Here is a 22,488-nt window from a genome sequence, read left to right on the forward strand (position 1 = left end):
AAGGAGGGCGCGCCCAGGATGAACGATCCCTTCCCGCTCTCCGCCTGGGAACGACGCTTCGAGCGTGCCGTCGAGATCGTTCCTTACATCACCCTCGCCGCTTCCCTGGTCATCAGCCTGGCCTCACGCGATCAGGCCGACGGCGGGATCCCGCGTACCCTCGCGCTCACCGCCCTGGCCCTCGCCTGGATTCTCGGCGCCCACACCCTCATCCCCGCCGACGTGCGCCGGCGCCGGGTCGTCGTCACCGTTCACTTCGCCGGCGTCCTGGCCACCGCCGCACTGCTGACCGTCCACCACCCGAGCTTCATCATCTACTGCATCTCCGGCTTCTTCCTCGCCGCCCACTTCGCCCCCTCCAAGTGGACCTTCGCCGCCGTCGCCGCCACCTCCTTCGTCCTGTACGGCGCATCGCTCGACTGGGCCCAGGCCACCATCCAGCTCATCGTCTTCTATTTGGCGATCATCGCCGTGCAGACGGTCGCCATCGGCGGCGGCTCCATCGCCGGCATCAAGATCGAGGACCGGCAGCGCAAATACCGCAAGGCGGTCAGCGACCTTCAGACCGCCATGGAGGAGAACGCCGAACTCCACGCCCAGCTCCTCACCCAAGCCCACGAGGCCGGCATCCTCGACGAACGCCAGCGCATGGCCCGCGAGATCCACGACACCCTCGCCCAGGGCCTCACCGGCATCATCACCCAGCTACGCGCCGCCCAGCGCGTCAAGGACTCCGACACCCACGTCGAACTCGCGCTCAACCTCGCCCGGGACAGCCTCACCGAAGCCCGCCGCTCCGTCGCCGCCCTGCAGCCCCACCAGCTTGACGACGCCCACCTCCCCGAAGCCATGACCACCCTGGCCCGCAACTGGACCCAGACCACCGGCGTCGACCTCCACGTCGAAGTGACCGGCGACCGCGTCCCCCTCAGCCCCGCCATCGAGGTCACCCTGTTCCGCGTCGCCCAGGAAGCCCTCGCCAACGTCGCCAAACACGCGGGCGCCACCCGCGCGGGCCTCACCCTCTCCTACACCGGCACCGTCGTCCTGCTCGACATCCGCGACGACGGCACCGGCATCCACAACCCCGGCGGCAAAGGATTCGGCCTCAGCAGCATGAGACAACGCCTGCGCGGCGTCGGCGGCACCCTCGAAATCGAGAGCACACCCGGCGAGGGCACCGCCGTCAGCGCCACCGTCCCCGCACTCCAAGGAAGCCCCCGGTGATCCGCCTCCTCATCGTCGACGACCACCCCATCGTCCGCGACGGCCTGCGCGCCGCCTTCGAAGCCGAACCCGACATCCACGTCGCCGGCGAAGCCGCCAACGGCCGCGAGGGCATCGACCGCGCCGCCGTACTCGATGTCGACATCGTCCTCATGGACCTGCGCATGCCCGAAATGGACGGCGTCAGCGCCATCACCGCCCTGCGCCGCTCCCACCCCCACATCAAGACCCTCGTCCTGACCACCTTCGACGGCGACTCCGACGTCCTGCCCGCCATCGAAGCCGGCGCCACCGGCTACCTCCTCAAAGACGCCCCCACCGACGAACTCCTGCGCGCGGTCCGCGCCGCCGCCGCGGGCGAGCCGGTCCTGTCACCCTCGGTCGCCGGCCGTCTGATGGGCCAGGTACGCCGACCGGTCAAGGCCGCCCTCACCGACCGCGAACTCCAAGTCCTCGCCCTCGTCGCCGATGGCGCCTCCAACCGCCAGGCGGCCGCCAAACTCTTCATCAGCGAGGCCAGCATCAAGACCCACCTGCTGCACATCTACGACAAACTCGGCGTCCGCGACCGCGCCGCCGCCGTCGGCGAGGGGTACCGGCGCGGCCTGCTCAAATAGCGCACATGTGCGTACGCGGCTCAGCCCGCGAGAGCCGTCTGGGCGAGCTTGAACAGCAGCTCCCAGCTCTTGGCCTCGGTGTTGGTGTGGAAGGCGACCGCGCGCTCGCCGTCGGGCGTGGCCAGGGCGCCGAACATGTGCCCCCAGTAGCTGCCCGCCACACCACGCACGGTGACCCCGCCGGTCATCGCCGGGTCGAGCTCGAAGGAACCGAGCCCGTAGCGGGTGTGCGGCAGCCAGTTGGCGCCCTCGGTGGAGACCGTGGTCCACATCTTGCGGTACTGCGCGGACGGCAACAGGGAGCCACTGGCCACCGCGCTGATGACCCGGAGCATGTCACCGGTGGTCGAGACGATGTTGCCGGGCTCCCAGGACGTGTCGAACTCGGTGACGTCGAGCGGAGCGAGTCCGGGCTCCTCGACCATCGACTCCCAGTTCTCCGGCGTGACGTCCGCGGGGTCGACGCCGTCCTTGTAGAACTGGGTCGAGTACGCGCGCGGGTGCGGGCCGGGGAAAGTGGTTTCCCCCTCGGGCCGCACATAGGTGGAGCTCAGGCCGAGCGGCCGGAAGACCGTGCGCTCGACTTCCTGGGCGTAGGTGTTGCCGGTGACCTTCTCGATGAGCGCCACGGCCACGGCGAAGCCGCCGTTGGAGTAGACGAAGCGCTCACCCGGCCGGCCGACCGGCGGCTGGGAGACCGCCAGCCGCAGCAGATCCTGCTGGCTCCAGGCGTCGAAGCGGTGCTGGGTGAACGTGGCCCGGCTCGTGTATCTGGCCACCAGCTCCGGCGCCAGGCCCGTGGAGAACAGGCCCCCGGTGTTGCTGAGCAGATGCCTGATGCTGATCTCGGTACCGTCATAGCCGCCGGTGTCCAGCACGCCGGGCAGCCACTTGCCGATCGGGTCCTCGATGTCCAGCCTGCCCTCGGCCTCCAGGGTGAGGATCACGGTGGCGATGAAGGCCTTGTCGCCGCTGCCGATCGGCACCAGTTCCCCCGGCACCCGCTTGGCGCCGCTCGTCAGGTCTGCCACCCCGGCGGTGCCGAACCAGGTGGACCCGTCGGCGTTCTTCACCTCGGCGACGATGCCAGGAATGTCCACCTCGGAGACGGCCCATTCGAGCACCTGCTGCGTCTTGTCGTACATGTCACGCCTTTCGCCCATCCATCGTTTGACGTCCTCCACGATGCGGGCCGGCGGTGACAGCACTCTTACAGCGCTACGACAGACAGCACCCAGCCTGTCAGCAGCACCCGCCCGGCGCTTTTCCGCGCCACCCGCACACCGGGGTCACGATCGGGGTTGCCTCAGGAGTGGGGCGAAGGCTTTTTCGGCGGCGCCCACGAGGGTGGCATGGTGAAGGGCGCCTGGGATGATGGCGATCCGGGCGGTGCGGGCGACGGCCGAGGACGCCATCAGCCCGTCGTGTACGAGGTCGGCGGCGGCCCGATACAGGTGGGCCAGGAAGCCCATGAGCACCACGCGCTCCGGGGCGAGGGTGTTGACGAGGCTGGTCAATCCCGTCACCAGATGGCCGGCGGTGAGGCGGATCGCCTCTTGTGCGGTACGGTCACCGGCCGTGGCGGCATCGAAGATCTCGGTGACGGCGTCTTGGGGGCGCCGATCGGCGGCACGTAGCAGGGCACGCGAGTCGGCGTACATTTCCAGGCAGCCGCGCGCACCGCACGGGCACTGCAGGCCCCCTGGCTCGACGATGATGTGGCCGGCGTCCAGGGCGTGGCCGCCTCCGGTGAGCGGTGTGCCCGCGTCGATGAACCCGCCGCCGATGCCGATGCGCTCGCTGCTCAGGGCCAGCATGGTTACGGCGTCGCGGCCGGCCCCGTATCGGAACTCGGCCAGGGCGGCCAGCGTGGCGGCCCGCCCCACGGCGATGGGGGCGTCGATCGGCGACATGCTGGCCAGTCGCTGTGCTAGTGGCACGTCGTTCCAGCCCAGGTGCAAGGCGGATCGCACGAAGCCATCGGATTCCCTGATGAAGCCCGGCATGGCCACGCATACTCCGACGCATCGCCGCTCGGTCCGCCCTGCCGTATCGGCGATGGCGTCCGCCAGCGCCGGTATGAGGGTGGCGGGGTCCGTCGCGGAGCCGTCCAGAACGCGAACGTGACTGATCTGGCGATCCAGGCCGACGAGGCCGACCGTCAGCCGGTCCGCGGTCAACTGGACGGCGATGGCCACGGGCCCGTCGGGATTTACCTCGACGACGGGTGACGGCCTGCCGCGTCCGGTCGGGGCGCCGGAGGGGTCACTGATGCGGACCAGGCCCATCGCCGTCAGGTCGCCCAAGGCGTTGCCCACGGCACTCGCGGCCAGGCCGAGTTCAGCCGTGACGGCCGAGCGGGTCAGCGGGCCATGTCGATGCAGCAGCGTAAGGACGCGTCCTGCCGCCGACCCGGCGTCCGGCACATCGATCGCAGCCAAGGGTCCTCGTCTCCGTGTTAGGTTATTTTCTCATTGAGAAAATAATACAGGGAAAGGGAGCCTGATGGTCATGATCCTCGCCAACGCCCGAGTGGTGACACCCGATCGGGTCCTGGATCCCGGCTGGGTCGCGCTGGACGGTCACCGGATCCTGGCCGTGGGAGCCGGGGAGCCGCCCCGGTCGGCCGACGCCGAGGTTCACGATCTCGGAGCGGACTACGTGTTGCCCGGGTTCGTGGATCTGCACATGCACGGCGGCGACGGCGCTCAGGTCACCACGGAGGATCCACAGGAGATCCTGCGCGCGATCGCGTTTCACCGCCGGCACGGAACCACGCGGACACTGGCCAGCCTTGTGACCTCACCGGTCGAGGAGATGGCGGCCGCGGCCCGTACGGTGGCCGACCTCATGCGCTCATCCGACCCGCTGCACCGGTCGATCGCCGGAATCCACCTCGAAGGGCCGTTTCTCAACCCGAACCACCGGGGCGCCCATCACAACGACTACGTCCTCGCCCCGGACGTCAACGCGTTGCGGCACCTGCTCGCCAGCGGCGGCGGCGCCGTACGCACCGTGACCCTCGCCCCCGAGCTGGACGGTGGGATGGATCTCGTCCGCGAGGTCGTCGCCGCCGGCGCGGTCGTGGCGGTGGGGCACACCGACGCCAGCTACGACGAAGCACACCAGGCGTTCGAGGCCGGCGCCAGCATGGCGACCCATCTGTTCAACGCCATGCGACCGTTCCACCATCGGGAGCCGGGGCCCGCCGGCGCCGCGCTCACCCACGACAACGTGACCTGCGAGCTCATCAACGACGGTGTTCACCTGCACAGCGCGACCACGCGTCTCGCGTTCGCCGCCGCCGGGGCCGACCGCATCGCGCTGGTCACCGATGCGACTCCGGCGGCGGGGGTGAACGACGGGCGGTTCAACCTGGGCCCGTTGCCCGTGCTCGCCCGGGACGGCAAGGTCACGTTGCTCGACGGGGTCACCAACGCGGGCAGTACCCTCACGATGGACCGAGCGGTACGGCACGCCGTGCGGTGCGTCGGAATCCCCATCACCCAAGCCGTCATCGCCGCCGCCACCACGCCCGCGCGCATGCTCGGGCTGGCAGAACAGACCGGGAGCATCGAGGCCGGGAAGGACGCCGACCTGGTCGTTCTCACGGACGACCTGCGGGTACGCACGGTCATCGCTCACGGCGCGGTCGTGCACGGAGCACTGACAACGAAGGCGGACCTCGCCCGGTAGCGACCAGGTCAGGTGGGTCCTTGTGCGCCTGCACATCTACGGGGCCGCAGAGGGATGCGCCGGAATCTGGACCCTGGCAGCGGCCCGGCGCACGATCTCCTCAATCCAACAGCGGATCGGAGGAGATCGTGAGATCACGAAGGTGGGCTGCCGTGGCGGTGGTGCTGCTGGGGATGGCGGTCCCGAATGCGGCGCGCATCCCGGCCGGGCAACTGGGTGGTCCCGGGCCGTGTACGGCGGCGGCGCCGGTCATCGCCGGCAATCCAGCCGCATCGGGCCAGAAGGTGTACGTCTACCAGCCAACCGGCTCCGGCCAGCCCAGAATCGGCGGCACATGCGGTGACTCCTCCAGGCCCGTCGCCTTCTGGACCCACGCCTACGGCGGCAACCCGGGACCCGCGACCTTCATCGACAACCTGGTGTCGAACGGCTTCATCGTCATCGCCTCCGGCTACGCCAGCCTCGACAGCGCGGCGTACGCGAAGCGATACGCGACCAACGACGCGGGCAACGCGTTGGGCACCACGCTCACGAACAGGGCGGACCTGACCAGGGTCGGCTTCTTCGGCCACTCCCAAGGCGGCGGGATGAGCCCGGGCATCCTGCTCCGCGGCGTCGCCCGCGGCTGGGGCGCGAACGCGTTGTGGCTGGCGATGTTCGCACCGGCCGGGATGGAGGGCGTCGGAACCGCGCCCGCGATCGATCTGCCCGCCCATACCCGGGTGCTGGTGACGACCTACTCCGAGGACTACGTGGTCGACAGCCGCATCGGCATCGAGGCGTGGACCGCCTTCGACGTGCCGGCCGCGAGCAAGGAGTATCTCCTGGTCCGCTCCAGCGACACGCTCAAGGCCGAGCACTTCACGTTCGGCGCCGACAACGCGCTCGGCTGGTACGGCACCCATCGGAACACGCAGGCATTGGCCGAGTGCGCCATCCTCGGCAGCGGCTGTGCCGCCGACAACACGTACATGGGCAGCACGCCGAACGGCGTCGCGGTCAAGCCGGCGCTGTCCAGCAGGAACGCTCCGCCGACCGACGTCGACGCCTGGCCAGGCCTGGTGAGCTGCACCGACGCGAGCTACCCCCGGCGCGTCTACTGCGTCGCCGGGGACTGAAGCGTGGATGTGATCATCCGTCAGGGCAAGGTCCGGGGCAGATCGTACGACGGAGTCACGGCGTTCCTCGGCATCCCGTACGCCGAGCCGCCCACCGGCGCGAACCGATTCCGGGCACCGGTTCCGGCTCGTGGCTGGGATGGAGTCCGGGACGCACTGGAGTTCGGCCCGACCGCCCCCCAACGCCCCTATCCCGAGCCGATCGCCCGCTTCCTCCCCGACGACCCCATAGAGGGCGAGGGATGCCTCAACCTCAACGTCTGGACCCCTTCACCGGTCGGATCCCGGCCGGTCATGGTGTGGATCCACGGCGGCGCGTTCCGCAACGGCTCGTCCGCACGGTCCATGTTCGACGGCCGCGCGTTCGCCCGCGACGACGTCGTCCTGGTCTCGCTGAACTACCGGCTCGGGGTGGACGGCTTCGGGTTCTTCCCCGACGTACCCGCGAATCGTGGTCTGCTCGATCAGATCACCGCGCTGGAGTGGGTGCGCGACAACATCACCGCCTTCGGCGGGGACCCGGGCAACGTCACGGTGTTCGGCGAGTCGGCCGGAAGCATCAGCGTGGCCGCGCTGATGGACATCGATCGCGCCCGCGGCCTGTTCCAGCGGGCGATCATGCAGAGTGCCGCACCGGCGGCGGTGCCGCCCGAACGTGGTGGGGAGATCGTCCGGCGGGTCGCCAGGAAGCTGGGCGTCGCGCCGACGGCTGCGGCCTTCTCGGCCGTCCCCGTCGACCGGGTGCTGGACGCGCAGGAGAGGGTGAACGGGCTGGCCGGGCCCGGTTTTCACGTGGTGGTCGACGGCGAGCTGGTCCGGCGGCAGCCGGTCCCCGACCCGCGCGTCAGTCTCATGCTCGGCGCGACGAGCGAGGAGTACCGGCTCTGGTTCGTGCCGACCGGGCGGGTCGACTCGATGGGCCCGGTCATGCTCAGGCTGGCCATGCGCAGGATGAAGATCAGAGGCTCGATCCTGCCCGCCTATCGGGCGAACCGTCCGCAGGCGACACCCGGCGAGTTGCTGGGCGCCATGGTCACCGATCAGCTCCTCCGTGTCCCGCTGCAGAGTCTGGCCGACACGCGGCCCGCGAATACCTGGATGTATGAGTTCGCCTGGCGGTCGCCGGTGGAGCGGCTTGGCGCGGCTCATGTCATGGAGGTTCCGTTCGTCTTCGACACGCTTCACACGGACGGCGCCCGGCGGCTGGCCGGCACCGGTGCTCCGCAGCCGCTCGCCGACAGGATGCACGCGGCCTGGGTCAGGTTCGCCAGGACGGGCGATCCGGGCTGGCCGTCGTGGGATGCGGACAAACGGCCCGTGATGGTCTTCGACCACCCGGTGTCCTGCGTCGTCCACGACCCGCGTGGCGACGAACGCCGCCGCTGGTTGAGCTGACGACATGCTGCTGGCCGTACCGTGCATGACCCTCAAACGGGAGCCGCACCAGTGATCTCCTTCGACGCCGGGCGCGGCCTGTGGCTGCTCTCCACCCCGGCGACCTCCTACGCCTTCCGTCTGGCGCCCGGCGACGCGCCGCAGCACGTCCATTGGGGTGTACGGCTGCCGCCCGGCCAAGCCGCCCAGGTGGCGGAGCTGCTGCCGGAGCCGCTGCGTTTCCTGGACAGGGGAGCGGACGAGGAGATCGTCGTGGACGGGGGAGACCGGTATGCCGTCCCCTCGCTGCAGGTGCGCTTCGCCGACGGCGCGCGGGCGCTGGAGTGGCACTACGCCGGTCACCGGATCGACGGCGGGCAGCTGGACGTGCGTTTCGAGGACCGGGGGCTGGAGATCACGCTGGGGTACCGGGTGCGCGACGACACCGATGTCATCGAGCGCCGGCTTTCCCTGCGCAACACCGGCCACGAGCCCGTCACCCTGCTGCGCTGTGACTCGGCGAGCTGGACGCTGCCGCCGCGCGAGGACTACCGGGTCAGCCACGTCGCCGGGGACTGGGGGGAGGAGTTCCAGCTCGCGCGCTTCGCCGTACCGCGTGGCGAGACCGTGTTCGCCAGCCGGCGCGGGATCACCAGCGCCCAGGCCAACCCGTGGGTGATGATCGACGAGGGAGCCGCCACGGAGGAACACGGCGAGGTGTGGAGCACCGCCCTGGCCTGGAGCGGGAGCTGGCGGATCACGCTGCGTCGCACGCTCAGCGGGCCGGTCTCGGTCACCGGCGGGTTCGGGCAGGACGGCCTGAGCTGGGAACTGGCCCCGGGCGAGGAGTGGCGGACCCCGGTGTTCGCCGGGCTGTACTCCACCGGCGGATTCGGCGCGACCAGCCGGGCCTGGCACGACTACGCGGTGAAGCACGTGCTGCCAAACCCGGAGGAACTGCGGCCCATCGTCTACAACTCCTGGGAGGCGACCGGGTTCGAGGTCACCTCGGCGGGGCAGCGGCGGCTGGCCGGGCTGGCGGCGGAGCTGGGCGCCGAGCTGTTCGTGGTGGACGACGGCTGGTTCGGGGCGCGCGACAACGAGCACGCGGGGCTGGGCGACTGGAACGTCAACCGGCGGAAGTTCCCCAACGGACTGAACGAGCTGATCGACGAGGTCCACCGGCTGGGCATGCGGTTCGGGATCTGGGTCGAGCCGGAGATGGTCAACCCCGACAGCGATCTGTACCGAGCCCACCCCGACTGGATCGTCCACATGCCGGGCCGTATCCGGACCCTGAGGCGCGGCCAGCACGTGCTCGACTTCAGCAGGCCCGACGTGGCCGCCTGGGCGCACGAGTGGCTGGACCGGCTGGTCAGCGACCACGCGATCGACTACCTCAAGTGGGACATGAACCGGCCCTTCACCGAGGCCGCGGCACCGGTCCACGCCGGGCACGTCACCGCCGTCTACGCCCTGCTCGACCGGCTCCGGGCCGACCACCCTCACCTGCGCGTCCAGGACTGCTGCAGCGGCGGCGGCCGGGCCGACCTCGGCATGCTGGCCCGCACCGACGAGGTCTGGACCTCCGACAACACCGACGCCCTCGACCGGATCGGCATCCAGCACGGCTACAGCCAGCTCTACCCGGCGCGGACCATGGGCGCCTGGGTCACCGACGAGCTGAACCCGATCACCCGCCGGAGGATCCCGCTGCGCTTCCGCTTCCACGTCGCCATGGCCGGCGTGCTCGGGCTGGGCGGCGACCTGATCGCCTGGAGCCCCGAGGACCTCGCCGAAGCCGCCCGGCTGGTGGCCGACTACAAGCGGATCCGGCCGGTCGTCCAGCACGGCGCGCTCCACCGGCTGCGCGGCGGCGTGCAATACACGCTGGGCGACGAAGTGGTCGTCCTGGCCTTCCGGCCGCAGGTGCGCCGGTTCGGCGACCCGTCACCCCGGATCCGGCTGGCCCGCCTCGACCCGGACGCGTCCTACAGATCCACACGTCAGGAGTACGGCGGGGCCGTCCTCACCAGCCATGGCCTGCCGCTGGAGCCGATCCACGGCGAGTACGCGAGCTGGCTCGTCCACCTTGTGCGCGCCCCGTAAACTCCCCGCATGCCGGATCTGCTGGTGGCGCGACTGTCCAAGGAGCTCCTTGACGAGCTGCCCGAGCTGGCCGAGCGCATGTTCCGGGCGATCGTCGCGGAGGACGAGGCCTACGCCCTCCTCGATGCCGCGGTGCTCGCCGACGTACGCGACTTCAACGAGCGCAACCTGCGCGACCAGCTCACCGACATGGCCGGCGACCAGGCCGTGCCGACGGAGCTGTCCCGGGAGACGGCCCGGCGGCGGGCGGCCCAGGGCGTCCCGCTGGAAGCGATCCTGCACGCCTACCGCATCGGCTTCCGGGTGGTGTGGCAGGCCATGGTCGAGCGGGCGACCGAAGATCCCGACGTCTCCATGGGGCAGCTCGCGAACTCGATGACCTTCGTGTGGTCGCTGATCGACGCCTACTCGGTGGCCGTCACGGCGAGCTACCGGGAGACGTTGACCGATCTGGCCAGGCGGGACGAACGTCAACGCCTGGTTCTCCTGGACGCGCTGATCGAGGGACGGAGCTCGGACTGGACCACGCTGGGCGGCACACCGCACGCGCTGGGCCTCGCGGAGCGTGGCCCCTACGTCTGCGTCCTGGCCGACGCGGACGCCGGCCCGAGGCTTCCGGCGTTCCGCTCGGTCTGGCGGCTGCGGATCGAGGACCAGGTGGGCATCGTCTCGGGCGACCCCGGCCGGATCCTGGCGGCCCTGAGCCAGGCGCCCTCCGGCCGGATCGGGGTGAGCCCGCCGTTCGCCCTGCTCACCGAGGTGCCGGTGGCACTGCGCCTGGCGACCATCGCACGGGCCGCCATCCCGGTGGGCGGCCGGCAGGCCATGACCGTGGACCGTTCTCCGGTGCGCGCCCTGCTGGCGGCCAGCCCCGAGCTGAGCGAGCGGCTGGTCATGACCGCGCTCGGCCCGCTGATCGAGCACCCCGAACTCCTTGAGGCGCTGTCCGCCTGGCTGGACACGGGCGGCTCGACCAGCGCGATCGCCGAGCGGCTCTACTGTCACCGCAACACGATTCGCAACCGCCTCGACCGGGTCCAGCACCTCACCGGCCGCTCCCTCGACGACCCCGGCGACATCGCCACCTTGTACGCGGCCGTCTGGGCACATCGGCTGGCCCGGTCTGTGCCGGTGAACATCTCTCAGAGGTAAGACAGGGTCGCCGGCCCAGTGACGGGGCGCCCGCCGTACCCCACTATCGGGATATTTCCGACCGTGATGAGGTGGCCCATGTCCACGATCTCGCCCGTCCCCAAGGTCGAGGGGCGCTGGCGGAGCCTCAGCTCCTTCGGCGTCGCCCTGGTCATGGACGGCGTCGAAGGCGGCGTGGTGACGACGCTCTTCCCGATGATCCGCTCGGCCCTGGGGTTGTCACTCAGCTCGCTCGGCCTGCTCACCGGCATCGGCCGCTTCATCGGGGTGATCTTCGGACCGTTCTGGGTCTGGGTGGCCCGCCGGTGGAGCCGCAAGGGCGTGCTCGTGCTGTTCACCGGCTTCTGGGGCGTCTGGGCCTTCGCCGCCGGCCTGTCCCAGAACTTCACCCAACTGGTGATCTTCACCACGATCATGGCCGCGGGCAACGCCGGTGGAACGCCGCTCATCATGGAGATCATCTCCGACCTGTTCGACGACGGCGCCCGCGGACGTGCCATCGGCGTCCTCTACGGCCTCAACGCGCTCGGCGTCGGCGTGCTCACCCCGGCGCTCGCCGTGCTGTCCGAGGTGGAGAACGGCTGGCGCATCGGCTTCTTCATCGCCGGCGGGGTGAGCGTGCTGTCCGGCGTGCTGATCCAGCTCTTCTTCACCGATCCCGGGCTCGGCGCCACCGAGCCGCTGATGTCCGCGCTCACCGCCGAGCAGCGCAACGAGAACGCCAAGCTGACCTGGGCCAAGGCCGCGAGCATCCTGCGGGTGCCCACCTTCCTGATCATCATGGGTTATCGGGTCCTCTGCGGGCACCTGGTCGTGCTGGCGTTCCTCGTGGTCTTCCTGGTGGACGTCTACGGCTTCAGCACCCTCAAGGCCAGCTCGGTCGTCCCGGTCTACGCGCTCGGGTACTTCGCCGGCACCATCCTGGGCGGCTTCCTCACCGACTCCCTGCACCGCAGATGGCCGCGGACCGGCCGGATCGGGCTGTTCCAGGGATCGGTCTTCACGATCGCGCTGGTGGGCTACTTCGCGACCCAGCTCGACTGGAGCCTGCCCCTGATCATGGTGTTCTTCGCGCTGCTGGCGGTCTTCCAGGGCATGCAGGGCCCGGTCAACCGGCCGATCGTGATGTCCGTCATGCTGCCCGAACTGCGCGGCGCCGCCTTCGCGATCTGGCTGTCCATCTTCGAGGCGCTGGTCGCGGGCGTCTATCTGCTCGCCTTCGGGTACTTCGGCGACGCGTACGGGCTGCGGGTGGTCTTCCTCTGGATGGTCGTGATCACCACCGTGCTGAACGGGATCTTCCTCACCCTGCTCTACCGGCCCTACCTGCGCGACTCGCAGAAGGTCCAGGACGTTCTGGCCGCCCGTGCGGGAGTGCGGTGACGTCTAGATCTGGGCGGCTCGGCAGGCGAGCTGGAGGGCCAGGCGCTGCTGGGGGTTGCTCAGGTCGGCCTTCAGCAGGGTCTCGATGCGGCGGATGTTGCGGCTGACGGCGTTCCTGTGGAGGTTCACCTCTTCGGCTGCTTTGGCGGGGGAGCCGTGGTGGTCGAGGTAGGCGCGCAGGATCGTGATCAGCCGTTTGGGCTGGCCGCCGGGCAGGTCGAGCAGTGGTTGGAGCAGGTCTCTGACCGCCTGCTGGGCGCTGTCGGAGGAATACCACTCCTCCAGCATCCGGTCCAGCCCGGCCAGGTCGTACGTGGCCAGCGCTTCCGTCTTGTCCCTGCGCAGCGCGGTCCGGGCCTCGGAGGCGCAGGTGCGCAGGCCGAGCACGCCCTCGTGGCAGGTGGACACCCCGCACCGCACCTTGGCGCCGGCGGGCCGGACCCGCTCCAGCAGCGCCCCGGCCTCGCGCACCGCCTGCCGGAGGCCCGTGCTGCCCTGGTCACGCGGCACCGTGCGGACGACCACGAGCGCGTCGCCCGCCAGGGCGGCGTTCCACGCGGGGCCGACGAGCTCGCGCACGGCCCTGGCGGTGCGCGAGGCGAGGGTGTCGAGTACGGCGTAGCGGTCCGGCCCCTCGTCCATCTCCGGCTCGAACCGCAGGATCACGTGCCAGTCGTCGATCGGCAGCCCCAGGGCCCTGGCACGCGGAGCAAGCTCCTGAGCCTGTTTCTCCGGGGCGGCGAGCAGTTCGGTCAGCAGGTGGGCGCGTGAGCGGGCGGGCAGTTCGTCGACGGCGCCCGCGGCCGCGGCCAGCGCGGCGAGGCGGAGCACGATCGCGGTGGCGGCGGCGCGATGTCCACCGGGGCCTTCGGCGGTGGTGAAGTCGGGGTCGACGGCGACCCCCATCGCGGCGCTGACCTCCTCGGCGATCCGTTCGGGCACGCCGCCGGACCTGGCGATGCCGTCGACCGCCCGAGCGGCTCTGGCCAGCGAGTCGGCGGCGTCGCCCGCGAGCGCGCCCTGGACGGCCACCACCAGCCCGGCCAGATCCCCGCGATTCTCGCGGAACGCGGTCGCGACCACGTCGCCGAGCGGGCCGATGCCCGAGGTGCGCGTGTCGAGGAGCTCGACGCCCACCCGCTCGGCCAGGGACCACGCGCTGCGGCTGATGGTGATCGGCGCGGTGAGCACCATGGCCACCGCCCCGGCCGAGGCGGCGTCACGCAACGCCACCTCGAGCCGGTATCCGACGGCCTGCGCGCAGGCGGCCGTGGTGAGGACGAGTACCGAGCCGGGTGGCTGGCTGACCACCTCGCCCAGGCTCTCGATCAACCGCACACTCATCCTTCAAGTGTGCCATTAGCACATAGATCACCCATAATGATGCTTTCAGCACACCTATCCCTTGTCTACAGGTTCGTAGCCTGAGCAGGTGGACATCGACACCGACACGCTCCCCGCGTTCGCGCGAGGTTGCGCCGTGCTCGGCTCCGGAGGCGGCGGGACCGTCGCGATCGCCAGCGTCGCCGCGATGCAGGCGCTGGAAGATCACGGTCCCGTACGCGTGGTCCAGGCGGGCGACCTCGACCCCGACCTGCTGGTCATGCCGGCGGGCACGGCGGGCTCGTCCGCCGTCATGCTGGAACGCGTCACCGGCACCGAGGAGCCCGTGCACCTGCGCGACAAGGTCGAGCAGCTGTACGGGACGCGCGTCGGCGCGCTGATGGCCAGCGAGATCGGCGGCGCCAACGGCTGCATGGCGGTCGCCTGGGCCGCCCGCCTGGGCCTGCCCCTGGTCGACGCCGACGGCATGAGCCGCGCCTTCCCCGGGATGAACCAGACGGTGATGCAACTACGCGGCATCACCCCGACCCCGGCCGTGGTGTGCGACGAGCGCGGCAGAGTCCTCGTCATCGAGCACGTCACGGGGAGCTGGCTGGAGCGGCTGGTGCGCTCGTCGCTGGAGGCGTTCGGCGGGCAGGTGGCCAGCACCGAGTACGTCCTGCGCGGACGCCAGGTCGCCACCGCCACCGCGCTGGGCTCGGTCAGCCGCGCGGTCCACCTGGGCACCGAACTGCCCGCGCCGCTGATCACCGGCAAGATCGCCGAGGCGGTGGACGGGATCCTCGTCGAGGGGCTCGGCGCCGACCAGGGTCGGCTGGTCCGGCTGGAGGCGGGCAGCGAGTTCGTCGCCGTGCTGGAGGACGGCCGGCCGCTGGCGTGCGTGCCCGACGTCATCGCCCTCATCGACACCAGGACCGGCGAGGTGGTGCAGGTCGAGCAGGTCCGTTACGGCCTGCGCGTCAGCGTCGTCCGCCTGCTGTGCGACCCGATCTGGTACACCCCCGAAGGCCTGCGCCTGGCCGGCCCGGAAGCCTTCGGCCTGACCGGTCTGCACAGTCCCCCTCCGAGCCCGCCCGGATTCCCCTGCCGGGCGGGTACAGGGGAGGCGTCATGAAGGCCGGGGTGGACGTCGGGCCGACCAACACCGACGCGGCCCTCCTCGACGACGACGGCCGGGTGCTGGCCACGGTGAAGGTCCCCTCGCGGCCCGACATGCCCGTGGCCAACGTCCGGTCGGCGCTCGAAAAACTGAAGGCCACCGACCTCACCCAGGTCGCCGTGGGCCTGCGCGGCAGCGCCACCTCGGTCACCAGGCGGCGCGAGCTGCGCCGGGTCGCGGTCCTGCGCATCAGCGGCGACTCCGCCCGCGCCGTACGCCCCCTGTTCGGCTGGCCGGCCGACCTCCGTGACGCGGTCAACGCCGGCGCGGTGATCGTGGACGGCGGCGGCGGCCTTGAACGCGATGACTGGACACCTCTCGACCGGGCCGCCGTCAGCCGCTTCGCCGCCGCCATGGCCGGTACCGCCGAGGCGTACGCCGTCGTCGGCCTGTTCTCGCCCCTGGACGCCGAGCAGGAGCAGGAGGCGGCCGAGCTGATCAGGGCCGAGGTGGGCGACATGCCCATCGCCCTGTCGGCCGACCTGGGCTCGCTCGGCCTGCTGGAACGCGAGAACGCCACCATCCTGGACGCCGCCCTCTCCGGGTTCGCCCAGACGGTGGCCGATGGCCTGGGCACGCTCTGCCCGGGCGCCGCCGTTTTCGTCACCCGCGGGGACGGCACGCTGATGAGCCTGGAGCACATGTCCCGCCACCCCGGCCTCAGCCTGGGCAGCGGACCGGCCAGCGTGTTGCGCGGCGCCGGAGCGTTGACCGGGCTGGAGGACGCCGTGGTCGCCGACGTCGGCGCCCGCCGGGTCAGGGTCGGCGTGCTGTCCGGCGGCTTCCCCGAGGAGGCCGTCGGTGGGGCGCGCATCGGCGGGGTCCCGGTCGGCTTCCGCATCCCGGGGCTGATCAAGGTGGACCGGCCCGTCGACGACGCCGAACTGGCCGAGGCCGTGGATCGCCTGCAACCGGGTGCCGACCGGTTGCCGCTGGTGACCGTTGGTGGCGGGGCGCAGGCCGTACAGCAAGGCATTCATCCCGAGCACGGGCTGGCGGCGGGCGCGATCGGCGCGGCCGTCAGTCCGGTCGGCGGCTTCTACGAGCGGATCGTCCGGCTCCCGGACCGCGCCGCGGTGGCCGCCGCCATGGACGCGGTCATGGAAGAGGCCAGGGCGGTAGCCGTCCTGGCCGGGGCCGACCCCCGGCAGACAGTGATCATCCACGCCGACGAGACGCAGCTGGACTATCTGCCCGGCCCCTTCGTCAAACTCCGCGCGAGAGCGGCAGGTCCGCCGTCGCGCTGGTGAACACCCCCCCGCAGAGAGGCAAGATCGATGGTCGACGAGGACTACCCCCTCGAAAGGGTGCCCAAGAGCGCCCGTTTCCCCTGGTTCAACGTGGCAGTGCAGCGGTTCGGGCAACTGTCGGATCTGACGCAGTTCCTGCTCGGCGCCACCCTCGGCGCCGGGCTGTCCTTCTGGGACGCGTTCTGGGCGTTCACGCTCGGCTCGGTGATCCTTGAGGTCGTCTGCATCTTCGTCGGCATCGCCGGCATGCGCGAGGGCATGTCCACCTCGCTGCTGGCCCGCTGGACCGGGTTCGGCCGGTACGGGTCCACGATCATCGGCGTGATCATCACCTTGAGCCTGTTCGGCTGGTTCGGGGTGCAGACGGGCGTGTTCGCCGCCGGACTGCACGCGATCATGCCGTGGCTGCCCTTCTGGCTCTGGGCGCTGGTCGCGGGGCTCGGGGTGACGCTGCTGGTGATCAAGGGGTTCAAGGCGATGGGGATGACGGCGTTCATCACCGTGCCCGCGTTCCTCGGCCTGGCGGGCTGGGCGATCTGGGTGGAGCTCTCCCGGCACGACCTCGGGACGCTGGTGGCGTCCACGCCCTTCGGCGAGCCCATGACGATCGCGACCGGCGCCACCATCGTCGCCGGCTCCTACATCGTCGGCGCGGTCACCACGCCCGACATGACCAGGTTCAACCGCAGCACCGGTGACGTGGTCAAGCAGACGCTCGTCGGCATCTCGCTGGGCGAGTACGTCCTGGGCCTGGCGGGGGTGCTGCTGGCGTACGCGGTCAAGTCTTCCGACGTGATCGCGATCATCACCGCGTCCTCCGGCGTGATCGGGGTCATCGTGCTGATCTCCGCCACCGTGAAGATCAACAACTGGAACCTGTACTCCGCCGTGCTCGGCCTGCTCAACGCGGTCGAGTCGACCATCGGCATAAGGCTGCACCGGGTCGCGGTCACCGTCGGCGTCGGCGTGCTGGGCAGTCTGCTGGCCGCCGCCGGGATCCTGGAACGTTTCACCGACTTCCTGCTGATCCTCGGCGTCGTCACCCCGCCGATCGCCGGGATCATGGTGGCCGAGTACTTCGTCGTCAGACGCTGGCGGCCCGTCCTGGACGCCTCCCGCGAGCGGGGCACGCTGCCGGAGACGGAGCCCACGTGGGTCCCGGCCACGCTGGTCATCTGGGCGGTGTCGGCGCTGACCGGCTGGCTCAGCGAGCACTACCAGTGGTTCGGCATCCCGGCGCTCACCTCCCTGATCCTGGCCGGGGCGCTCTACATCGCCGCGGGCAAGCTCGGCCTCGTACGCGGCACCCGCGAGCAACAACTCCTCACCACCTCATAGATCAGAAGGTTCCTCTCCCCATGCGCATCGGCATCGACGTCGGCGGGACCAACACCGACGCAGCCCTCATCGACGACGACGGCAAGGTCCTGGCCACCGTCAAGTCGCCCACCACGCACGACGTCACCGGCGGCGTCGCCGCGGCGCTGGCCGGGCTCGGCGCCACCGAGGTGACCGCCGTGATGATCGGCACCACCCACTTCGTCAACGCGCTGGTCGAGGCGGCCCGGCTGGAGCCGGTCGCCGCCGTCCGGCTCGGCCTGCCCGCCACCGCCGCCCTGCCGCCTCTGGTCGACTGGCCGGTACGGCTGCGCGAGGTCGTCGAAGGCGCCACCTACCTGTGCCACGGCGGCCACGAGTACGACGGCGCCCCGATCTCCGACCTCGACCCCGGCGAGCTCAGGAAGGTGGCGGCCGACATCCGCCGCCGCGGGCTGCGCTCGGTCGCGATCTCCTCGGTGTTCTCGCCGGTCAGCGCCGGCTCCGAGGTCGAGGCCGCCAAGATCCTGGCCGCCGAGCTCGGCCCCGGAGTCCACCTGTCGGTCTCCAGCGAGATCGGCCGCGTCGGGCTGCTGGCCAGGGAGAACGCCACCATCGTGAACGCCGCCCTGAGCAGGCTGGCCGAACGCACCGTCGAGGCGTTCGGGCAGGCGCTGCGGGTGGCGGGCATCGACGCGCCCCTGTTCCTGTCACAGAACGACGGCACGCTGATGGACGTCGCGCACGCCCGCCGGTATCCGGTGCTCACGTTCGCCTCCGGGCCGACCAACTCCATGCGCGGCGCGGCGTACCTGTCGGGGCTGAGCGACTGCGCGGTGGTCGACATCGGCGGGACCACCACCGACGTCGGCATCCTGGCCGGGGGTTTCCCGCGTGAGGCCGCGGGGGAGGCGCTGGTCGCCGAGGTGCGGACCAACTTCCGCATCCCCGACGTGCTGTCCATCGGCATCGGCGGCGGCTCGATCATCTCGTCCGACGGTACGGCGGGCCCGCGCAGCGTCGGCTACCGGCTCACCGAGCAGGCTCTGGTGTTCGGCGGGTCCACGCTGACCGCCACCGACCTGGCCGTGGCCGCCGGCCGGGCGGCGATCGGCGACCCGGGACACGTGTCGGAGGTGTCGTACGCGGGACCGCTCAAGGACATCGAGGCGCGGGTGGCCGAGGCCGTCGACCGGATGCGCACCTCGTCGGCCCCGCTGCCCGTCGTCCTGGTGGGCGGCGGCAGCATCCTCATCGACACCCTGCCCGGCTTCACCGACGTGCGGCGGCCCGACCACTTCGAGGTGGCCAACGCGGTCGGCGCCGCCATCGCCCAGGTGGGCGGGGAAGTGGATCGCGTGTTCTCGGGGCCGCGCGAAGCCGTACTCCAGGAAGCCAAGGACGAGGCCACCGGCCGCGCCGAGCGGGCGGGCGCGCGCACGGGCAGCGTGCGGATCGTGGACGTGGAAGAGATCCCGCTCGCCTACCTGCCCGGCGACGCCACCCGCATCCGCGTGAAGGCCGTCGGCGACCTGGACCTGGAGAAGATCAATGCGTGAGATCACCGAAGACCTGCTCGACGACATGGCCAGGGGAGCTGGCATCCTCGGCACCGGGGGCGGCGGCGACCCCTACGTCGGCAAGCTGCTGGCCCGCGAGGCGATCCGCCGGCACGGCCCGGTGCCCCTGTACTCGATCGACGAGGTGCCGGCCGACGCCACCGTCGTGCCGATCTCCACGATGGGCGCGCCCACGGTGATGCTGGAGAAGCTGCCCGCCGGGACCGAGGAACTGGCCGTCCTGCGCGCCCTGGAGGCCGTGATCGGGCGGCCCGCCACGCACATCGTGCCCATCGAGATCGGCGGCATGAACTCGCTCATCCCCATCGCCGCGGCCGCCCAGGCGGGACTGCCCCTGGTCGACGGCGACGCCATGGGCCGCGCCTTCCCCGAGGCGCAGATGGTCCTGCCCACGCTCATGGGGGTGCGCAACACGCCGATGGCGCTGGCCGACGACAAGGGCAACACGCTCGTCGTGGACGCGGTCTCCAACCACTGGGCCGAGAAGATCGCCAGGGCGGCGTGCGTACGGATGGGCTGCCAGCTCTCCTCCGCCGACACCGTCCTGCGCGGGTCGCAGCTGCGTGACGGGCTGGTTCCCGCCACACTCACCCTGGCGGAAGACCTGGGCCGTGCCGTACGGCTGGCGCGCGCCGCGCACAGCTCGCCGGTCGGGGCCGCGCTGGCCGTACTGGATGGGACGGAGCTGTTCGCGGGCAAGGTCGTCGACGTCGAGCGCCGCACGACCGGCGGCTTCGCCCGCGGCACGGCGCGCCTGGAGTCGTCGCACGGGGCGCTGGAGCTCAGCTTCCAGAACGAGCATCTGCTGGCCAGCCGCGGCGGCAGGACCGTGGCCACCACCCCCGACCTGATCTGCGTCCTGGACACCGAGTCCGGCGAACCGGTCACCACCGAGGCGCTCCGCTACGGCCTGCGGGTCACCGTCATCGGCGCGCCCTGCGACCCGCGCTGGCGCACGCCCGAGGGCCTGGAGCTGGCCGGGCCGCGCTACTTCGGTTACGACTGCGACTACGAGCCGCTGGCGGGCCGTCCGTCTTGACATGCAGCCGGATGGCTGCCTAAATTAAAGGCAGCCAAACGACTGCATATCGACAGGGCGAGCATGGACGAGGTCTTCAAGGCACTGGCCGATCCGAGCCGTCGCGCACTGCTCGACTCGCTCAACGCCCGCAACGGGCAGACGCTGCGCGAGCTGTGCGCCGGACTCGACATGGCCAGACAGTCCGTCAGCAAGCACCTCGCGGTGCTGGAGGAGGCCGAACTCGTCGCCACCGTGCGGCGGGGGCGGGAGAAGCTGCACTACCTCAACGCCGCGCCCGTGCACGAGATCGCCCATCGGTGGATCAGCCGCTACGACCAGCCCAGGGTCCAAGCCCTGGCGGACCTGAAACTCGCCCTGGAGGAGACCCCGATGGACGCCCCGACCTTCGTCTACACCACCTACATCCGCACCACCCCGCAGAAGCTGTGGCAGGCGCTGACCGACCCCGCCTTCACCCGCCGCTACTGGGCCACGGAGTTCACCACGGACTGGTCCGCCGGCTCGCCGATGACCTGGGACAACCACGGCGTGCTGCTCAGCGACCCGGAGCAGGTCGTGCTGGAGGCCGAGCCCTACACGCGGCTCTCCTATACCTGGCACGCCATCACCCCGGAGCTCGCCAAGCGCTTCGGCTGGGACGACGAACTCCTCGCCCGGCTCTCCGGCGAGCCCCGCTCGAAGGTCACCTTCACGATCGAGGAGAACGCGCAGGTCGTGAAGCTCACCGTCGTGCACGACGGCTTCGAGCCCGGATCGAGCCTGGCCGAGATGGTCAGCCACGGCTGGCCGAACGTGATCGCTAGCCTGAAGACGCTGCTGGAGACGGGCGAACCGCTGCCGGAAGACGCGTGATGTACACGTTCATGCCGGTGAAGTCGAGGGTGACGCTGTAGGGCTTGTAGAAGGCGTGGGCGAAGTCGGCCAGCTTGTAGAACCCTTCGTCGCCGAGCGTGCTCTTCCCGCCCGCGTAGCAGTAGGCGCCCTTGGCGGTGGCGTCGCCGAGGCGTACCTCCCTGGGATAGCACGGGTAGGCGACGACCGGCTGCCCTCCGGCATAGCCGTCCATCGGACGGTCGCGGTCGACGCCGATCCCCAGCCGCTTGGCGGTATCCGCGGAGATGCCCGCCACCTGCTCGCCGGTGCCTCCGAGGTTCAGCGCCACCACCCCGGTCTCTGAGCCCGCGACACTGCCCTCGGTGTGCAGCAGATGCTCACCGGCCAGCCACAGCGGCAGCGGCTTCACACCCGCTCGTGCGGCTGTTTCGGGGGTACGGCGGCGCAGAATCAGCGACCGGCCCGCGTAATCGAACGTGGACAGGAAATGGTAGAAGATCCACGTGCCGATCATGCCGTCGATGTCTTCGTCCGAGTCCGGCTCCGACCACCCCACGGGGATGTTGCGTAGTTCGATGCCGCCCAGCTTGAAGGACTCCAGCACCCCGTAATACAGCCAGATGACGTCGCCGAAGGCCTCGATCTTCTGCTTGGCCACAGCGCGCAGCCCGGCCTCCTTGGCGACTTTCGCGCTCACCCCCAAACCGCCGACGCGCGTGTAGAACGAGAACCTCTTGGGTGGTCCGCCATTGACCGAGGCCTCTACCAGCGGAAACGGATCCGTCTCCAGCCACGGCAGCCGCGCGACGTCGCCGTGGATCTGGTACGGCCGGCCGCGGAAAGCCGCGAACTGTTTGGCGTAGGCCTCCTCGCCGGCTGTTTTCCAGCAGGGTGCGGCGAGGGCGAACTTGTCCTGCCGCGTGTAGCAGTCGGCCAGCAACCGGTTGGTCCGCTTGTCGCCGGGGGCCAGGTGGAGGGCCATCGTGAGGTACTTCTCGGCGTTGGCGAATTCGTTGCCGAGCAGGGCCACGTAGCCGCGTTGCCGTACGGCGTGGAGGTTCTTGGGGTCCTTTTTCAGCAGTTCCTCATACGCGCGGCCGGCCCGCTCGAACTTCCCGGCCCTGAACAGCGCGTCCGCGGCTAGAGCAGTAACCAAGGCCGTCTCCTTCTTTGTGATCGCACCCACCCACTATTGGCAAGCCGTGTTCCCGCTTCGTCCTCGCCGTGTCATGGCTGTGTCACCGGTGGTTTGCGGCCCGATCCTGCGGACAGGGGAAAGGTCCGAG

Annotated in this window: 18 protein-coding genes; 14 read left to right on the forward strand and 4 right to left on the reverse strand. The window is 70.6% G+C overall.

What is annotated here, in order from left to right:
- Positions 1–18: 18 nt before the first annotated feature.
- Together HNR40_RS36755 and HNR40_RS36760 are read left to right on the forward strand one after the other, a co-directional pair.
- Positions 19–1,227 carry a sensor histidine kinase gene (locus HNR40_RS36755; RefSeq protein ID WP_184969754.1) on the forward strand — a complete coding sequence of 403 codons (1,209 nt, stop codon included), beginning with the start codon at positions 19–21 and terminating at the stop codon, positions 1,225–1,227.
- A complete protein-coding gene (locus HNR40_RS36760; protein WP_184969756.1) occupies positions 1,224–1,844 on the forward strand; it encodes a response regulator in 621 nt (206 codons plus the stop codon). The genes HNR40_RS36755 and HNR40_RS36760 overlap by 4 nt, the downstream gene beginning before the upstream one ends.
- Positions 1,845–1,864: 20 nt before the next feature.
- On the opposite strand, the gene HNR40_RS36765 is transcribed toward HNR40_RS36760, so the two are convergent.
- Together HNR40_RS36765 and HNR40_RS36770 are read right to left on the reverse strand one after the other, a co-directional pair.
- A complete protein-coding gene (locus tag HNR40_RS36765) occupies positions 1,865–3,052 on the reverse strand; it encodes a serine hydrolase domain-containing protein (protein ID WP_312896658.1) in 1,188 nt (395 codons plus the stop codon).
- Between the two features lie 81 nt (positions 3,053–3,133).
- Positions 3,134–4,285, reverse strand: a complete 1,152-nt coding sequence (locus HNR40_RS36770; RefSeq protein WP_184969758.1) for an ROK family protein — start codon at positions 4,283–4,285, stop codon at positions 3,134–3,136.
- Positions 4,286–4,349: 64 nt separating this feature from the next.
- Between HNR40_RS36770 and nagA the strand changes: the two genes are divergently transcribed.
- The 6 genes from nagA to HNR40_RS36800 all read left to right on the forward strand — a co-directional run bounded on the left by nagA (position 4,350) and on the right by HNR40_RS36800 (position 12,676).
- The gene (nagA, locus tag HNR40_RS36775) at positions 4,350–5,540 is read left to right on the forward strand and encodes an N-acetylglucosamine-6-phosphate deacetylase (RefSeq protein WP_184969760.1); all 1,191 of its coding nucleotides are present in this window, start codon (positions 4,350–4,352) and stop codon (positions 5,538–5,540) included.
- Positions 5,541–5,692: 152 nt separating this feature from the next.
- Positions 5,693–6,658, forward strand: coding sequence for an alpha/beta hydrolase (locus HNR40_RS36780; protein ID WP_184969762.1), 966 nt, complete (start codon positions 5,693–5,695; stop codon positions 6,656–6,658).
- Between the two features lie 3 nt (positions 6,659–6,661).
- Positions 6,662–8,053 carry a carboxylesterase/lipase family protein gene (locus HNR40_RS36785; RefSeq protein WP_184969764.1) on the forward strand — a complete coding sequence of 464 codons (1,392 nt, stop codon included), beginning with the start codon at positions 6,662–6,664 and terminating at the stop codon, positions 8,051–8,053.
- A gap of 51 nt (positions 8,054–8,104) precedes the next feature.
- Entirely contained in the window at positions 8,105–10,141 is a 2,037-nt protein-coding gene (locus HNR40_RS36790) for an alpha-galactosidase (protein ID WP_184969767.1), read from the forward strand.
- Between the two features lie 9 nt (positions 10,142–10,150).
- The gene (locus tag HNR40_RS36795) at positions 10,151–11,293 is read left to right on the forward strand and encodes a PucR family transcriptional regulator (protein ID WP_184969768.1); all 1,143 of its coding nucleotides are present in this window, start codon (positions 10,151–10,153) and stop codon (positions 11,291–11,293) included.
- Between the two features lie 78 nt (positions 11,294–11,371).
- Entirely contained in the window at positions 11,372–12,676 is a 1,305-nt protein-coding gene (locus HNR40_RS36800) for an MFS transporter (protein ID WP_184969770.1), read from the forward strand.
- A 3-nt stretch (positions 12,677–12,679) separates the two neighbouring features.
- Here HNR40_RS36800 and HNR40_RS36805 read toward each other — a convergent pair whose 3' ends face one another.
- The gene (locus tag HNR40_RS36805) at positions 12,680–14,020 is read right to left on the reverse strand and encodes a PucR family transcriptional regulator (protein WP_184969772.1); all 1,341 of its coding nucleotides are present in this window, start codon (positions 14,018–14,020) and stop codon (positions 12,680–12,682) included.
- An 88-nt stretch (positions 14,021–14,108) separates the two neighbouring features.
- Here HNR40_RS36805 and HNR40_RS36810 point away from each other — a divergent pair, with 88 nt between their 5' ends.
- The 6 genes from HNR40_RS36810 to HNR40_RS36835 all read left to right on the forward strand — a co-directional run bounded on the left by HNR40_RS36810 (position 14,109) and on the right by HNR40_RS36835 (position 21,220).
- The gene (locus HNR40_RS36810) at positions 14,109–15,134 is read left to right on the forward strand and encodes an S-methyl thiohydantoin desulfurase family protein (protein ID WP_184969774.1); all 1,026 of its coding nucleotides are present in this window, start codon (positions 14,109–14,111) and stop codon (positions 15,132–15,134) included.
- Positions 15,131–16,429, forward strand: a complete 1,299-nt coding sequence (locus HNR40_RS36815) for a hydantoinase/oxoprolinase N-terminal domain-containing protein (protein ID WP_184969776.1) — start codon at positions 15,131–15,133, stop codon at positions 16,427–16,429. Before HNR40_RS36810 ends, HNR40_RS36815 begins: the two co-directional genes overlap by 4 nt.
- Positions 16,430–16,456: 27 nt before the next feature.
- On the forward strand, positions 16,457–17,767 hold the full coding sequence (locus HNR40_RS36820; protein WP_184969778.1) for a purine-cytosine permease family protein: 1,311 nt from the start codon (positions 16,457–16,459) through the stop codon (positions 17,765–17,767).
- Between the two features lie 20 nt (positions 17,768–17,787).
- On the forward strand, positions 17,788–19,305 hold the full coding sequence (locus HNR40_RS36825) for a hydantoinase/oxoprolinase N-terminal domain-containing protein (RefSeq protein ID WP_184969780.1): 1,518 nt from the start codon (positions 17,788–17,790) through the stop codon (positions 19,303–19,305).
- The gene (locus HNR40_RS36830; protein ID WP_184969782.1) at positions 19,298–20,365 is read left to right on the forward strand and encodes an S-methyl thiohydantoin desulfurase family protein; all 1,068 of its coding nucleotides are present in this window, start codon (positions 19,298–19,300) and stop codon (positions 20,363–20,365) included. Before HNR40_RS36825 ends, HNR40_RS36830 begins: the two co-directional genes overlap by 8 nt.
- A gap of 63 nt (positions 20,366–20,428) precedes the next feature.
- Positions 20,429–21,220 (forward strand): ArsR/SmtB family transcription factor, encoded by a 792-nt coding sequence (locus HNR40_RS36835; protein ID WP_184969784.1) that lies wholly within the window; start codon positions 20,429–20,431, stop codon positions 21,218–21,220.
- Here HNR40_RS36835 and HNR40_RS36840 read toward each other — a convergent pair.
- Positions 21,168–22,358, reverse strand: coding sequence for a tetratricopeptide repeat protein (locus HNR40_RS36840; protein WP_184969786.1), 1,191 nt, complete (start codon positions 22,356–22,358; stop codon positions 21,168–21,170). The two genes, HNR40_RS36835 and HNR40_RS36840, sit on opposite strands and share 53 nt — an antisense overlap.
- Positions 22,359–22,488 lie beyond the last annotated feature (130 nt).

This window comes from Nonomuraea endophytica, from assembly GCF_014203235.1.
Lineage (GTDB): Bacteria > Actinomycetota > Actinomycetes > Streptosporangiales > Streptosporangiaceae > Nonomuraea > Nonomuraea endophytica.

Excerpts from the sequence above, each read along its gene's own strand:
- HNR40_RS36755 (WP_184969754.1), top strand. The coding sequence starts at position 19 with ATGAACGATCCCTTCCCGCTCTCCGCCTGGGAACGACGCTTCGAGCGT.
- nagA (WP_184969760.1), top strand. The coding sequence starts at position 4,350 with ATGGTCATGATCCTCGCCAACGCCCGAGTGGTGACACCCGATCGGGTC.
- HNR40_RS36795 (WP_184969768.1), top strand. The coding sequence starts at position 10,151 with ATGCCGGATCTGCTGGTGGCGCGACTGTCCAAGGAGCTCCTTGACGAG.
- HNR40_RS36800 (WP_184969770.1), top strand. The coding sequence starts at position 11,372 with ATGTCCACGATCTCGCCCGTCCCCAAGGTCGAGGGGCGCTGGCGGAGC.
- HNR40_RS36805 (WP_184969772.1), bottom strand. The coding sequence starts at position 14,020 with ATGAGTGTGCGGTTGATCGAGAGCCTGGGCGAGGTGGTCAGCCAGCCA.
- HNR40_RS36815 (WP_184969776.1), top strand. The coding sequence starts at position 15,131 with ATGAAGGCCGGGGTGGACGTCGGGCCGACCAACACCGACGCGGCCCTC.
- HNR40_RS36820 (WP_184969778.1), top strand. The coding sequence starts at position 16,457 with ATGGTCGACGAGGACTACCCCCTCGAAAGGGTGCCCAAGAGCGCCCGT.
- HNR40_RS36825 (WP_184969780.1), top strand. The coding sequence starts at position 17,788 with ATGCGCATCGGCATCGACGTCGGCGGGACCAACACCGACGCAGCCCTC.
- HNR40_RS36830 (WP_184969782.1), top strand. The coding sequence starts at position 19,298 with ATGCGTGAGATCACCGAAGACCTGCTCGACGACATGGCCAGGGGAGCT.
- HNR40_RS36835 (WP_184969784.1), top strand. The coding sequence starts at position 20,429 with ATGGACGAGGTCTTCAAGGCACTGGCCGATCCGAGCCGTCGCGCACTG.